This window comes from Rhodococcus baikonurensis, from assembly GCF_040489275.1.
Lineage (GTDB): Bacteria > Actinomycetota > Actinomycetes > Mycobacteriales > Mycobacteriaceae > Rhodococcus_F > Rhodococcus_F baikonurensis.
Genome location: NZ_JBEUOQ010000025.1, coordinates 18,575 through 31,326 on the forward strand (window position 1 = coordinate 18,575; position 12,752 = coordinate 31,326).

Sequence of the window (12,752 nt, forward strand, 5' to 3'; positions counted from 1 at the left end):
TCAGGCCGCGCCGCGGCAGCCGCCGGATGCGAGGATGATCGGCACCATCGCCGCGGCGGTAGCGATGTTCGCCGGCACCAACATCGACGACATCGTCGTACTGACCGTCCTGTTCGTCGCCTCCGCCAGTCAAGGACGGCCGCGGGCATGGCAGATCGTTGCCGGCCAGTACCTCGGCCTGATCACCCTCGTCGCGATCAGTGTGGTCGCCGCCCTCGGGTTGGTGATCGTGCCCGAGGACTGGGTTGGACTACTCGGATTACTTCCCCTGTCGCTAGGAATCTGGGGACTGATCCAGGGCTTACGCAGCGACGGAGACGGTGAACCCGTAGTGGTCGCGGCCGGGACGATCAGCGTCGCCGCCATCACCATCGCCAACGGCGCCGACAACATCGCCGTCTACACCCCGGTCTTCCGCACTCTCGGTGCGCCCCAGACCATCGTTACCATCGCCGTGTTCCTGATCTGTGTCGGACTCTGGTGCGCCGCCGGCAGAATGCTCGGCACCCACAAGAAGGTCATCGACACCCTCGAGCGCGTCGAGCACTGGCTCGTGCCCACAGTCTTCATCGGGCTGGGCGTCATCATCCTGCTCGAATCCGGTGTGATCGGCCGCCTGATCGCCGCCGCGGCATGACCGACACTGCTGGCACGGTGGCACCTTGATCCGTCCCGGCTCCTCGCGGTCGCCGGGGCACGCGGATGTCTGCGACTCCGCGCACCGCATCCCGGCCGGAACCGTGCATGGCGCGTCACAACGGTCCGGCCACCGAAGCAAAGGCGAGCGGAAGATCCAGTGCGAATTGGCAGAACGACAAACTCGGACGGCGCCCGAATGATCGTTGGACCAGCGGTGGCCGCCTTCTCGGACGTCGGCACGGGCAGGGGTTGGGCTTCCTGCCCTCTGTCGGAATTATCCGATGGCCGTTTGCTGAAATCGGGGAGATCAGCCCCGTGAACCACTCGCATCGTGCGGCTTGCGCAGCGGCGGCGCATTCGTCAGGCGGGCGATGTGTGGAGGCCGAGCTGCACGGCATGCTCGTAGTCATCGTCGATGAGGACCACTGTGCGGTGTTCGCGGTCGAGAAGTGAAGCGGCGATCGATGCGCGGTAACCGGATGCGCAGTGCACCCACACTTCGGCCGCGGAAACTTCCTCGAGTCGGTGTGGTAGCTCGTGGAGGGGGATGTTCACGGCACCAGGAAGGTGGCTGTCCGCGTACTCGGACTGTTGACGCGCATCGAGGACGCTTATCTCACGTTCGCCGGTGGCCGCCGCGAGTCCGGCGAAGTCGGATACATCGTAGGAGCGGACCTTTCCGTCGCCGACGAGCGAGTGAATCTCACCGACGGCGGATCCGGAGGGACTGTCGATGCCGATCCGAGCCAGCTCGCGGGTCGCCTCGGCGATCTGGTCGGTTGTTTCACCGATCAGCGTCAACGGCACGCCCCACTGATAAAGCCATCCGAGATAGGTGACGAAGCTGGTCGACAGTTCGAACCCGAGAGAGCCATCGACGTGGCCGGCGGCGAAAGCGGTGCGTGCTCGTAGGTCAACGACCCATTGCCCGGCGTCGATGCGGCGACGTAGTTCGTCTGGATCGACGGGCTCGGGCATGGACAGGTCGATCGGGGCCGGCCCTTTGGTGTTGATGACGCCCATATGGGCGTAGTACGCGGGATATGCAGACAGGCCCGCGATCAGCTCGTCGACATAGGTGTGTTCGTCCTGAGTCAGTGCGGGGTTGGACTGCTGCTGTTCACCGATGGTGGATGAGTCCCCGCTGGTCGGAGTTGCGGCACAGAAGCTACCGAACCCATGTGTGGGGTAGACCTCCACCTCAGCGGCCAGTTCGGCCGCGATACGGCGGACCGAATGGTACTGCGCGTGGGTCAGTTCATCAGTGTGCTCGGAGCCGAGCAGGTCAGTGCGCCCGGTGGACCCGTAGAGCATGGAGCCGCCGGTGAAGATTGCGATCGGCTCGCCGCGCCGGTGCAGAACGTAACTGACGTGGTGATGAGTATGCCCTGGGGTGTGCATGACCTCGAACGTCGTCGATCCCGCGTCGACGACATCGCCGTCGACGACTGCTCGGCGCTCGTATTCGACCGGATCGCCGTCCGGGACGACGTATTCGGCACCCGTGGCGCGCGCAAGTTCCAGGCCGCCAGTGACGTAGTCGTTGTGGATGTGAGTTTCCAGCACGTGGGTGATGACAGCGTTCTTTTCTGCTGCCAGCGCCCGGACGCGGTCGATGTCGCGTTGTGGATCGATCACCACGGCGATACCGTCGTGGCTGATCAGATAGCTGCGGTCGCCGAGGCTGGAAGTTTCAATGATGGCGATGTCCGGGTCGGTCGTGCTCATGGGGAGCTCCTACATGTTGTCGGTCGGCCTCGTTCCTGATGTGAAGCGGGCGTTCAGGCCAGCGCCAGGAAGAGCTTTTCCAGTTCTGCTTCGGTCATGGGTTCTTTGTTGTCTGCCGCTTCGCCTGTCATGCACTCTCGGAGACCGGTAGCGACGATCTTGAAGCCAGCTTTGTCGAGGGCCCTGGAAACAGCGGCGAGCTGGGTGACAACGTCTTTGCAATCGCGTCCGTTCTCGATCATGCCGATCACTCCCGAGAGTTGGCCGTGTGCGCGGCGGAGGCGGTTGAGGACCAATGCGATGCTGTCTTCGTCGCCGATCATGGGGTCTCCTTCAGATGCATGATGATGCCAGAAATTGCCAGATTACCCCCGGGGGCATCCAACGGGGTGCACGGTAGATCATCCGAGAACGAGAGTGTCGATGAGGACGTAACCTGCCACGACAAACACCAGGTAGGCGAACCACTGCCGAAGTGAGTCCGTGGCGATGCGTGTACCGAATCGTCCGGCCACCAACGAACCCGCAATGGCTGAACCTGCGAACGCTGCCGTCAAGGGCCAGTTTCCACCTAGGCCGTCGGCCTGAGCGATGAGTCCGGCGGCGGAGTTGGCGACGATGACCACCAAAGAGGTTCCGACGGCGACACTCATCTCGATTCCCAGCAGCAGAACCAATGCGGGGATGATCAAGAAGCCCCCGCCGACGCCGAACAGTCCGGTAAGGACACCGACGCCGAATCCGGTCGGTATGGACCGAGGTGCGCATCGGCGCCAGTTGATCCCGGAATTGCTCGTCCTGCAGGCGGTTCCGGGATTGTCGGGGCTGCGCAGCATGCGTGCCCCCGCGAGGATCATGACGATCGCAAAGCCGATCATCACGGCAGTTTCAGGTAGATGCTTGCCAAGGGCAGTGCCGGCCAGGGTGCCGAGGACTCCGGTGGCGGCGAAGATTGCCGCGAGTCGCCATTCGATGAGCCGCGCCCGCACCTTGGAGATGACCCCGACCGCGGAGGCGACACCGATCACCAACAGCGAAGTCGGTATCGCCTCCGGCAGGGGGAACCCGAGAGCGTACACGAGGATCGGGACAGCGAGGATCGATCCACCGCCTCCGAGGAGACCGAGCAGGATTCCGACGGTGAGGCCGAGCGCCAGCGCCAGGGTCAACGTCATCAACTGCGCACTGCATCCCGACTGCCGAGCGTGTCCAGGGCGGCTTGGAGTTTGGTGGTGGCCTCGGCCGCGACATCTGACAGTGCTGGTTCGCCCGTCACTTGGACCATGAGGTCCGGGTTCATCGCCTCGACGATGACCGATCCGGCGGTGGTGTCGGCACGGACGACGACGTTGCAGGGCAGTAGCAGGCCGATCTCACGCACGATTCCTACGGCGCGGTGTGCAAGCGTGGGATTGCACGCGCCTAGGATCAGATACTTCTCCATGTCTGTGCCAAGTTTGGCTTTCAGGGTGGCCTGCATGTCAATTTCGGTCAGCACACCGAAGCCTTGCTCGGACAGTGCTGCTTTGGTGGCGGTGACCGCCGTCTCGAAGTCGGTGTCGGTCAAGGTGGTCGAGAGTGCGATGGTCATGGTGGAGAATTCCTTCCGTTCGTCGAACTGCGGCAATTGTGTGCCTATCCGCTTCGGGGGTGGCGAAGACTTGGTACGCCCGCTCTGGTGAGAAGCGCACTTGCCGGGCACCAGCCGACCGCGGCGTAGAGGGCGAGGTTCGCGGCGGCGAAGGCGCTGAGCAGCCTCCACCGTGGTGCGTGGAGTTCGCCGAGGGTCAGGCCCGTCGCGGTGACGCCGGCGGCCAGTGCGGGGACGATACGTTCGATCGGCCACCCGGCAGACGTGCTCGAATGCGTGATGTTCGGATCGGTCATGATTCCTCCGTGAGGTGTTGTAATGGTCAGTGCGAGAAGCGGATCGACGGCAACATTCTGCGCAGCCAGCCCGGTGCCCACCATGCAGCGTGACCGCTCAGCCGGAGCAGGACCGGGAGCAGGATCAGCCTGATCAGGAAGGCGTCGAGCAACACCGCGACGCCGAGGATGATGCCCATTTCCTTGGGTGGGAGCGGATCGGAGAGCGCGAAGGTGAAGAACACGGCGACCATGACCGCCGCAGCGGCGAAGATGACGCGTCCGGAGTGCGCGAGGCCGTCGACCTGAGCAGCCTTCGGGTCCCCGGTCTTCTCGTAGTGTTCTTTCGCGGTGGCGAGCAGGAACACGGTGTAGTCCATGGCGATGGCAAAGATCATCGCGAAGAAGAACACCGGCCCCCAGCCGTCGAGGAAACCTTGAGGGGTGAAGCCGAGCAGCGACGATCCGTGTCCGTCTTGGAAGATCAGCTTCGCAACCCCGAACGCTGCGGCGGTCGACAGCAAACTGACGGCGGTGCCGAGGATCGCGATCAGTGGTACCTGCAGAGCGACGAGCAGCAGGATGAAGCCGAGGGCGAGGATGATCCCGATAACCAACGGTAGGTAGTCGTTCAGGGCTTGCTGCAGGTCGAGGTTCTCCGCTGGCGCGCCGCCGACGAGCGCGGACTCCGGTAGTTGTGCGCGTAGGTCACCGAGGATCGTGCCCATGGCCTCTGCGGAAGGGTCCACGGCAGGAAACGCTTGCAGCAGTGTGTAGTTCGAATCGTCTGTTGATGGTGTGGGCGGGGTGACCATCGAGATCCCGTCGACGCTGCTCGCTGCCGCGGCGGTAGCAGCCGCATCGGAAGACGGGACAACTATCTGCAGCGCGCCGGGTGCCCCGTCACCGAACTGGGCCTGAACCAACTCGTAACCTTGCCGAACGGGCGCATCGTCGGGAACGACAGCGATGGACGGCATTGCCACCTTCAGTCCCAGGACAGGTAAGGCCAGGGCGACGAGGATGCCGACGGAGACCAGCGCGAACGGCCATGGGTACTTGTGAAGCAATTCGCCCCACGCAGCGAACTTCGGGGATCGGTGCTGTTGGCGTTTCGCGTAAGGCAGGGATGCTGCGTTGACCTTGGGGCCGAGTGCGCCCAGCGTGGCCGGAAGAAGTGTCATGGTGGCGATCAGAACGAACGTGACGGCCAGCATGATGCCTACGGCCATGGTGCGCACGGCCGGTGCGGGAACGAGCAGCACTGCCGAGAGGCTGACCAGGACGGTAAGTCCGGACAGGAGCACCGCTTTGCCTGCGGTGTCCATGGTTTCGGCAACGGCTGCTCGTGGATCGGCCGTACGGAGGGCGTCGCGGAAGCGGGCGACGATGAACAAGGCGTAGTCGATGCCGAGAGCGAGGGCGAACATCATCGCGAAATTCATCGCCCATACCGAGATCGGTGTGACCTCGTTGAGCAGCACCAAACCGCCGGCGGAGGCGACGAGTCCGGCCACTGTGAGCAACAGCGGCAGCCCGGCAGCGACGAGGGAGCCGAATGCGAGCACCATGATCGCCAAAGTGACTGGCCAAGAGAATAGTTCAGCCTGAATCATCGCATCGTGGTTGGCTTTGTTGAAGTCGGACCACAACGCGGAGGATCCGGTGGGATAGACCTCGATACCGTCGCCGGAGAGTGCGGTCAGCTCGTCTTTGACATCGTCGACGGCTTTGACCATGTCGTCCGCGTTTGCGTTGGCGCCGGCGATGAGGATGCCGGTGTGGCCGTCGGGGCTGATGGTCATACCAGGCTGTGGGGCGATGACGGCACCGAACCGGGTGTCACCGTCGAACACAGCTGTGACGTCGATGAGTCTCTGCTGCACGGTGGGATCGTCGATCGACGCGGTGTCCGAATGGACCACCACCTGAACCGCGGCCGAGGAGTTCCCGCCGAAATGCTGTTGCGCGAGTTCACGGACCTGGACCGATTCGGATCCGTTGGCTTGCCACCCAGCACCCGCCAGTGACGAAAAAACCGACGGCGCTGCAGATCCGAGCGCGACAAGCGCGATCAGCCAGACACCGAACACCCATCGGCGGCGTGCGACCATCGCGCTTCCCAGGCGTCCGAGTATGCCGGGTGTAGATACGCGATCACGATCGTCACGACCGGTGGCCGTCACGGTGTCGGGCACAGACATAACTTCTCCTAAAATACGGGCTGGGGTATTCAAATGAGCGAGCTAGACCTCGGTAAACCTGACCCAATTGGAAGGTTAGGCCCTTGCACTCGCGACCGGGATTGGCGGCGAAACAGCGATCGCGAGGCGCTGGCGCCGATCGATAGGACCAACGGTCTCAGCAGAGCAGGTGCACTGCCGAGGCCGTGAAACATCCTTCGTGACGTCGTCGACATGTCGATCGCAACCTGCCCACGCGATCTTGTCGCATATCGGGCACGGGACGGGGTAACACATAGACAGTCCTTTCTGACGAGCGTCTACCCACTGTTGCATATACCCAGGGGGGTATGCAAGTACCCCTGGGGGTATACGCTCGGGTAGGCCGTTCGCTCCTCTCGGGCGCCCACCCGAGGGGGTGGGCCGTCCGGGTCGTCGAGTGCCCAGGCGAGGTACCGCTTTCTGGGTAGCCGACGCACACGTCGGCGCATCCGTCGAGACGACTCAGTCCGGGTGCGGCGGCCACGCCATCGGTGAGAGGTCTCGGGAACTCGTGGCGTGGATCGAGCGCGCCGGAACCGTCATCGGGGCAGTCGCCGTACGAGACGAGCTCCGACCGGAAGCACATGAGGTGATCGCCGGGCTACGACGCGGCGGGTACACCGTCGCGATGCTCACCGGCGACAACGAACGCACCGCCCAGGCGCTGGCCGCCGACGTCGGGATCGACGACGTGCACGCCGACCTGCGCCCGGAGGACAAGGCACGGATCGTGGAAACCTTGCGTGCGAACCGCCCGACGGCAATGGTCGGGGACGGTGTCAACGACGCCCCCGCCCTGGCCACCGCCGACTTGGGCATTGCCATGGGCGCGATGGGTTCCGACGTGGCCATCGAGACCGCCGATGTTGCTCTGATGGGCGAAGACCTGCAGCACCTGCCGCCGGCTCTGCATCCGATGAACCGAATGCTCGCACAATTGCGCAGTGTCTACACGAAGCGCATCGCTTGCACGACCGACACAGCGCCGTCGCGTTTCGGCCCGCAAAGAGGACCGCAGCCGGCCGCACCAGCGATGACACCCAGCGTTGGCATCACCTCGAACGCACACATGTCCTCTCCCAGCCCTGTCCATGGCCACACAAACCACCTCGCCATGCTCCCCTGGCCTTACATCAGCGTGACTGCCGCGAAGCCGTCGGGCAGGTTCTTCGCATCATCGTCGTCGCCGCCCCGGGATCCGCACTGGGCCGCTATCCGGAGGGCAACACCGAACGAACTCGTGCCGGTCTTATGACACCGATGCCGATACCTGACGATCTTGCCGAGAAAATGCAGACCTACCAGTCCTGGGTTTCGTTTACCGCGAGCTGTCCTGCACTGCCGCATACTCGAAACCACACGCCGACGGAGGAACACCATGATGCACCTTGAAATTTTGCAAGTCCCGGACTGCCCGAACGTGCAGCTCCTCGAACAACGGATCGAGCACGTTCTCGCGGAGGAGTCCATCGATTGGGAACTGCGCCACGTAATCGTCGACGATCCTCGATCCGCAAGGCTTGCGGGCATGACCGGATCGCCGACGTTGCTCGTCGACGGCCGCGATCCGTTTGCCGAACCGGACCAGGTCCCCAACGTGTCATGCAGGCTCTATCGAGATTCCACGGGCGAGGTCGGTGGCGCTCCTACCGTTGCTGCACTGAGGGGTGCGTTCGGTATGGCTGCGCCCACAGCTGATGTAGAGGGCGATGAGTGAAAGTATCGGCCACCCACCGGTGGTCCCAACAGGGTCGTCTCCAGCAGCAGCCCCGGGGTTCCTCACAAGGGCGAGCTGACTCAACGGTCCTCCGTACTGCGCCTGCTCGAGTCTCGTCCGCCTGATCCCGCAGCTTGTACCGATTCCGAAACTCGAGACCACCACGGATACCGCCGACTCCGCACCTGATCCCGTCACCTGACATCTTCATCCCAATGCCAATCAATGCATGATCGCGCGCCCTCGGCATCACCCAGGAAGGCAGCTTTGAGCGGTCATACGTCCAAAAAAGACAGGTTGTGGCACCGATGCTGGGCATTTTCGTTACTGGAGCTTTCACGCGCACCTAACCGGAGGGAACCCTTCACCGGGTGCGCATTGCACGCCGTTTTTCATCTACGACCATCACTTCTTCATTGATCCGGCGGCGCAATGACCGGAACGCGATCGCAGAGATGGCGAATCCGAGCAGCACCGCCCCGAACAGTGCTAACACACCGGGGATTTCGAGTTCGAGTATGGCGTTGATTCCCATGATGATCACTGCGAGGCCGGCGATCAGGGCGAGTCGAACCGCGGTGTAGTACATCACCAGACGCACGAGCTTTGACCGTGCTACACGGTTGATCCGCGCCACGCGCGTCTGCGGTGCTTGATGGGCACCCAGTGCCGCAATTTCTGGGCTGACTGGTGGATTGATACGGCCCTTCGGAGCGGACTGGCGTTTCACGATGCTCGATTCTCGGGTTCGGATCCCGCCTCTGGTTGGCGGGGGCGACAGAACGAACCATATGTCTACTATGCACAATAGTAGTTCAGTGTTGTCCCGGTTCACCGCACCACGCTTGGAGGAAGTGCATGCAGGCACAGTCTCGGTGGTTCCTGCTCTTCCTGGTTGTGATCGGTCTTCTCGTCGTGGCGATCTGGCCTCGATCAACGTCAACCGAGACCCATTCCTCGACCCGGCCTCAAGTGCCTCCGGCCGCCCAGGCAGATGAAGATCGCGTCGACTCGGGGTTTTCCTCGAAGTCCGCGGCAGCAGCGGTTCCCTGTCCTGTGGCCCCGGCAGTACCGCCCGCTGGAGGAGAACTCCTGGGAATCAAAGCGACGTGTCTTGGCGAGAATACTGTGGTCGACCTCGGTGCAGCGCTGTCCGGGGAGCCGACCCTGATCAACCTCTGGGCCTCGTGGTGCGGGCCGTGCCGATCGGAAATCCCGGTCCTGAATGACTATGCAGGTACTCCGGGCTCCATCCGAGTAGTCGGGATCAACGTCCAGGACGACATGTCCACAGCACTAGCGCTTCTCACCGCTGCAGGCGTGCACTATCCCTCGTTCGCTGCGGTCGACGACATCGGAATTGCGCTATCGGCGCCGCCAGTTCTGCCGCTGAGCTTTCTCGTCCAACAAGACGGGTCCGTCGAACAGATTACAACCCCCATGGTTTTCGAAAACACTGACCAAATACGCTCCGCTGTAAGTGAGTTGATGAAATGAATGCCCCCGCACTCCCTCGCAAATCGAGACAACGCGTACTCGGAAAACCGACCCGCATCCTCCCACTGGTCGCTATTCTCACTGCGATCGTCGTCGCCGCGAGTGGATGTGCAACCGGCACCGATGCAGTCGCTTCGGGTGCGAATTTCGATTTCGTGTCACCGGGAGGACAAACCGATATTTTGTACGACCCGCCCGAATCGCGAAACATGATCGGTGTATTGGCCGGACCTGACCTCATGGCCGACGGTAGCGATATTTCACTCACTGATTACGCCGGTCAGGTCGTCGTGATCAATCTGTGGGGGCAATGGTGCGCCCCGTGCCGGTCCGAGGCCGACGATCTCGAGCGCGCGTACGAAGCAACCGAAAGTCTCGGTGTTCAGTTTCTCGGGATCAACGTTCGAGATCCTCAACGAGACAAGGCCCAGGACTTCGTCGTCGACAACAACGTCAGCTACCCCTCGATCTACGACCCGTCGATGAGAACTTTGACAGCGCTCGGCGGAAACTATCCGACAAGCGTGATTCCCTCCACCTTGGTGTTGGATCGCAGACAGCGCGTCGCCGCTGTGTTTCTTCGCGCACTTCTCACCGAGGATCTGCAACCGGTCATCGAGCGCGTGGCGGCCGAGCGGTGAACGAACTCGCCCAAGGTGTCGGCTCCAGCTTCCAGACCGCCGCCGCGAGCGGCCCGTTACTGCTCGCCGTAGCAGCGTGCATTCTGGCCGGTCTGGTGTCGTTCGCATCGCCGTGTGTGGTGCCGCTCGTTCCCGGATATCTGTCGTATCTGGCCGGCATTTCCGGAGCTGATTCTCCAGCGGTGACCCGTGGCGACGAGACCTCGGAACCTGCAGGCAGATGGCGGGTTACCGGCGCGGCAACGATGTTCGTTGCCGGATTCACCGTGGTGTTCGTTCTCGCCACCGCGTCGGTGTTCGGGGTGATCGGAACCCTGCGCATCAACGAAGACCTGCTCCAACGGGTGGGTGGTGTGATCACCATCGTGATGGGGTTGACCTTCATCGGCTTGATTCCTGCCTTGCAGAAAGACACACGGTTCGCCCCGCGGCGTATCTCCTCCCTTGCCGGCGCGCCCTTGTTGGGGGGCGTGTTCGCGTTGGGTTGGACACCATGTCTCGGCCCCACCCTCGCCGGAGTTATTTCGGTGGCGGCCGGAACTGAAGGCACGACAGCAGCGCGGGGCGTGATACTGATTGTCGCCTACTGTCTGGGATTGGGACTGCCGTTCATCGTGCTTGCGTTCGGGTCGGCGAAAGCTCTCCGCGGCGTCGGGTGGCTCAAACGCCATTCACGGACGATTCAGATCGTCGGCGGAATAATGCTCGTCGCTGTCGGGCTCGCACTGGTCACCGGCGTGTGGGGCATGTTCGTCGGCTGGTTACGCAACGAATTCGTCAGTTCGGTCGTGCTGCCGATATGACAGATAACGCCACCGCGGGAGGTCGCATCCGCCGCCTACCGAGACTGATTATCCGAGAAAGCGTTCGACTACTGCGCCACAATTGGCGCCGGTTGACGTCGATGAGCACCGCGCTCGTGCTCCTGTTCCTCTTGGCACTCGCAGCACTTCCCGGTGCTATGTTGCCTCAGCGAAATCTCAACGTACAGAAAGTTTCCCAGTACATCGCGGCGCAGCCAACCCTCGGCCCGCTATTCGACAAGCTGGAGTTGTTCGACGTCTTTTCCAGCTTCTGGTTCACTGCGATCTACGTCCTGCTGTTTCTCTCTCTCATCGGCTGTCTTGTTCCACGCCTGCAGGCGCATCTCGGCGCGCTTCGGAGCCAACCTGTACGAGCACCTCGGAATCTGTCCAGGTTGCCGCACCATTTCCACGGCGTAGTTGACATCTCGCATGACGAGGCCCTCACCAGAGTGCGGCAGTCGCTCAAGGGCTGGCGGGTAGCCGTCAGGTCCGAAAAGGATTCCGAGGTATCGGTTTCCGCGGAAAAGGGGTATCTGCGTGAGGCCGGGAATCTGGTGTTCCACTTCTCGCTGATCGGGTTGCTCGTCACCGTCGCGATCGGCAAGTTGGTGGGGTACGAGGGTTCGGTGATCGTCATTGCCGACGGCGGCCCCGGTTTCTGTAATACGTCACCTGCCGTGTACGACTCGTTCCGCGCGGGAAGTGCTACTGACGGCACGGGTCTCGCGCCCTTTTGCATCAAGGTCAACGACTTTTCCGCAGATTATCTCGATACTGGTCAGGCCGAAATGTTCACCTCCAACATTTCGTATCAGAGCGGGCAGGATATCGCGACCAATACCTGGAAAGACTATCGTCTTCGGGTCAACGAACCGCTGCGTACCGACGGTGCCCGTGTTTATCTGACCGGCCATGGGTACGCGCCGCAGTTCACCGTCACTTTTCCCGACGGACAGTCCCGTACCGAGACGATGCAGTTTCAACCGGACGATGCGGTCACGTTCCTGAGCAGTGGGGCGTTGCGGTTCGATCCGCCAGGTGGATCGTTTCCGAATCCGGACGAGCGCCGGAAGAATCAGATCGCCATCGAGGGACTCTTCGCGCCGACCGCTTCCTTCAGCGGGACGCTTCTGACTTCGTCGTTTCCCGATGCGCGTGACCCTGCGGTCGCGATCGACATCTACAAGGGCGATACGGGTCTGGACACCGGCATCCCGCAATCGATCTTCTCGTTGAACAAGGAAATGATCAACCAAGGAAGGCTGGTCAAACAAGATCGTGTGAACCTCCGCCCTGGAGAGACGCGGACTCTCACCGATGGAACACAGGTTCGGTTCGACGGCGCAAAGGAATTCGCCAATTTGCAGGTGTCGTACGACCCTGTGCAACAGTGGGTTCTCGTTTTTGCGGTCACGATGATGCTCGGACTTCTGATCTCGCTCGTGATCAGGAGGCGACGGATGTGGGTCCGTCTACGCCCGGGGGCGGGACCAGAGCAGGTTGATCTCGAACTCGGCGGATTGGCGAGGACCGATCATGCCGGGTGGGGCGGCGAATTCGACGACCTTCGCGAGAAGTTGGTGGCAGATCAGCGAAGTTCTCCGCCGATGAGAGTGAGCATGTGAAGGTCCCT

At 62.3% G+C, this 12,752-nt stretch carries 15 protein-coding genes and 1 pseudogene; 8 read left to right on the forward strand and 8 right to left on the reverse strand.

Features of this window, described 5'->3' with window-relative positions:
* Positions 1-34 precede the first annotated feature (34 nt).
* Positions 35-637 carry a cadmium resistance transporter gene (locus tag ABWI03_RS31345; RefSeq protein WP_003944587.1) on the forward strand — a complete coding sequence of 201 codons (603 nt, stop codon included), beginning with the start codon at positions 35-37 and terminating at the stop codon, positions 635-637.
* A 362-nt stretch (positions 638-999) separates the two neighbouring features.
* Here the strand turns inward: ABWI03_RS31345 and ABWI03_RS31350 are convergent, their stop codons facing one another.
* The 7 genes from ABWI03_RS31350 to ABWI03_RS34235 all read right to left on the reverse strand — a co-directional run bounded on the left by ABWI03_RS31350 (position 1,000) and on the right by ABWI03_RS34235 (position 6,752).
* The gene (locus ABWI03_RS31350; RefSeq protein ID WP_003944677.1) at positions 1,000-2,367 is read right to left on the reverse strand and encodes an MBL fold metallo-hydrolase; all 1,368 of its coding nucleotides are present in this window, start codon (positions 2,365-2,367) and stop codon (positions 1,000-1,002) included.
* A 53-nt stretch (positions 2,368-2,420) separates the two neighbouring features.
* Positions 2,421-2,690, reverse strand: a complete 270-nt coding sequence (locus tag ABWI03_RS31355; protein ID WP_003944639.1) for a metal-sensitive transcriptional regulator — start codon at positions 2,688-2,690, stop codon at positions 2,421-2,423.
* Between the two features lie 78 nt (positions 2,691-2,768).
* Positions 2,769-3,542, reverse strand: a complete 774-nt coding sequence (locus ABWI03_RS31360; protein ID WP_003944622.1) for a sulfite exporter TauE/SafE family protein — start codon at positions 3,540-3,542, stop codon at positions 2,769-2,771.
* Positions 3,542-3,958 (reverse strand): DUF302 domain-containing protein, encoded by a 417-nt coding sequence (locus ABWI03_RS31365; protein ID WP_011133463.1) that lies wholly within the window; start codon positions 3,956-3,958, stop codon positions 3,542-3,544. The genes ABWI03_RS31360 and ABWI03_RS31365 overlap by 1 nt, the downstream gene beginning before the upstream one ends.
* Before the next feature lie 44 nt (positions 3,959-4,002).
* Complete coding sequence (locus ABWI03_RS31370; protein ID WP_003944652.1) at positions 4,003-4,254, reverse strand: YgaP-like transmembrane domain; 252 nt, start codon at positions 4,252-4,254, stop codon at positions 4,003-4,005.
* A 26-nt stretch (positions 4,255-4,280) separates the two neighbouring features.
* Positions 4,281-6,437, reverse strand: a complete 2,157-nt coding sequence (locus tag ABWI03_RS31375) for an MMPL family transporter (RefSeq protein WP_037131615.1) — start codon at positions 6,435-6,437, stop codon at positions 4,281-4,283.
* Between the two features lie 75 nt (positions 6,438-6,512).
* A complete protein-coding gene (locus ABWI03_RS34235) occupies positions 6,513-6,752 on the reverse strand; it encodes a DUF8730 family Cys-rich protein (RefSeq protein WP_080726681.1) in 240 nt (79 codons plus the stop codon).
* A gap of 229 nt (positions 6,753-6,981) precedes the next feature.
* Between ABWI03_RS34235 and ABWI03_RS31380 the strand changes: the two are divergent.
* From ABWI03_RS31380 to ABWI03_RS31390, 3 genes and pseudogenes are all read left to right on the forward strand, one after another.
* A pseudogene (locus ABWI03_RS31380) lies at positions 6,982-7,368 on the forward strand (HAD-IC family P-type ATPase); the annotation flags it as partial.
* A gap of 56 nt (positions 7,369-7,424) precedes the next feature.
* Positions 7,425-7,850 carry a DUF3703 domain-containing protein gene (locus tag ABWI03_RS31385; protein ID WP_087503898.1) on the forward strand — a complete coding sequence of 142 codons (426 nt, stop codon included), beginning with the start codon at positions 7,425-7,427 and terminating at the stop codon, positions 7,848-7,850.
* Positions 7,837-8,175, forward strand: coding sequence for a hypothetical protein (locus ABWI03_RS31390; RefSeq protein WP_003944633.1), 339 nt, complete (start codon positions 7,837-7,839; stop codon positions 8,173-8,175). Before ABWI03_RS31385 ends, ABWI03_RS31390 begins: the two co-directional genes overlap by 14 nt.
* A gap of 364 nt (positions 8,176-8,539) precedes the next feature.
* Here the strand turns inward: ABWI03_RS31390 and ABWI03_RS31395 are convergent, their stop codons facing one another.
* Entirely contained in the window at positions 8,540-8,905 is a 366-nt protein-coding gene (locus ABWI03_RS31395; RefSeq protein WP_019747393.1) for a DUF4229 domain-containing protein, read from the reverse strand.
* Between the two features lie 128 nt (positions 8,906-9,033).
* On the opposite strand from ABWI03_RS31395, the gene ABWI03_RS31400 reads away from it, so the two are divergent.
* The 4 genes from ABWI03_RS31400 (at position 9,034) to resB (ending at position 12,744) form a co-directional block, all read left to right on the forward strand.
* Positions 9,034-9,672, forward strand: a complete 639-nt coding sequence (locus ABWI03_RS31400; RefSeq protein WP_003944602.1) for a TlpA family protein disulfide reductase — start codon at positions 9,034-9,036, stop codon at positions 9,670-9,672.
* Positions 9,669-10,313 (forward strand): TlpA disulfide reductase family protein, encoded by a 645-nt coding sequence (locus tag ABWI03_RS31405; RefSeq protein WP_003944594.1) that lies wholly within the window; start codon positions 9,669-9,671, stop codon positions 10,311-10,313. Before ABWI03_RS31400 ends, ABWI03_RS31405 begins: the two co-directional genes overlap by 4 nt.
* Positions 10,310-11,116, forward strand: coding sequence for a cytochrome c biogenesis CcdA family protein (locus tag ABWI03_RS31410; protein ID WP_003944619.1), 807 nt, complete (start codon positions 10,310-10,312; stop codon positions 11,114-11,116). Before ABWI03_RS31405 ends, ABWI03_RS31410 begins: the two co-directional genes overlap by 4 nt.
* A 101-nt stretch (positions 11,117-11,217) precedes the next feature.
* Positions 11,218-12,744, forward strand: coding sequence for a cytochrome c biogenesis protein ResB (gene resB / locus ABWI03_RS31415; protein ID WP_229757318.1), 1,527 nt, complete (start codon positions 11,218-11,220; stop codon positions 12,742-12,744).
* The last annotated feature ends 8 nt before the right edge of the window (positions 12,745-12,752 follow it).

Excerpts from the sequence above, each read along its gene's own strand:
- ABWI03_RS31345 (WP_003944587.1), top strand. The coding sequence starts at position 35 with ATGATCGGCACCATCGCCGCGGCGGTAGCGATGTTCGCCGGCACCAAC.
- ABWI03_RS31355 (WP_003944639.1), bottom strand. The coding sequence starts at position 2,690 with ATGATCGGCGACGAAGACAGCATCGCATTGGTCCTCAACCGCCTCCGC.
- ABWI03_RS34235 (WP_080726681.1), bottom strand. The coding sequence starts at position 6,752 with ATGCAACAGTGGGTAGACGCTCGTCAGAAAGGACTGTCTATGTGTTAC.
- ABWI03_RS31405 (WP_003944594.1), top strand. The coding sequence starts at position 9,669 with ATGAATGCCCCCGCACTCCCTCGCAAATCGAGACAACGCGTACTCGGA.
- ABWI03_RS31365 (WP_011133463.1), bottom strand. The coding sequence starts at position 3,958 with ATGACCATCGCACTCTCGACCACCTTGACCGACACCGACTTCGAGACG.
- ABWI03_RS31360 (WP_003944622.1), bottom strand. The coding sequence starts at position 3,542 with ATGACGTTGACCCTGGCGCTGGCGCTCGGCCTCACCGTCGGAATCCTG.
- ABWI03_RS31400 (WP_003944602.1), top strand. The coding sequence starts at position 9,034 with ATGCAGGCACAGTCTCGGTGGTTCCTGCTCTTCCTGGTTGTGATCGGT.
- ABWI03_RS31390 (WP_003944633.1), top strand. The coding sequence starts at position 7,837 with ATGATGCACCTTGAAATTTTGCAAGTCCCGGACTGCCCGAACGTGCAG.
- resB (WP_229757318.1), top strand. The coding sequence starts at position 11,218 with ATGAGCACCGCGCTCGTGCTCCTGTTCCTCTTGGCACTCGCAGCACTT.
- ABWI03_RS31375 (WP_037131615.1), bottom strand. The coding sequence starts at position 6,437 with ATGTCTGTGCCCGACACCGTGACGGCCACCGGTCGTGACGATCGTGAT.
- ABWI03_RS31370 (WP_003944652.1), bottom strand. The coding sequence starts at position 4,254 with ATGACCGATCCGAACATCACGCATTCGAGCACGTCTGCCGGGTGGCCG.
- ABWI03_RS31350 (WP_003944677.1), bottom strand. The coding sequence starts at position 2,367 with ATGAGCACGACCGACCCGGACATCGCCATCATTGAAACTTCCAGCCTC.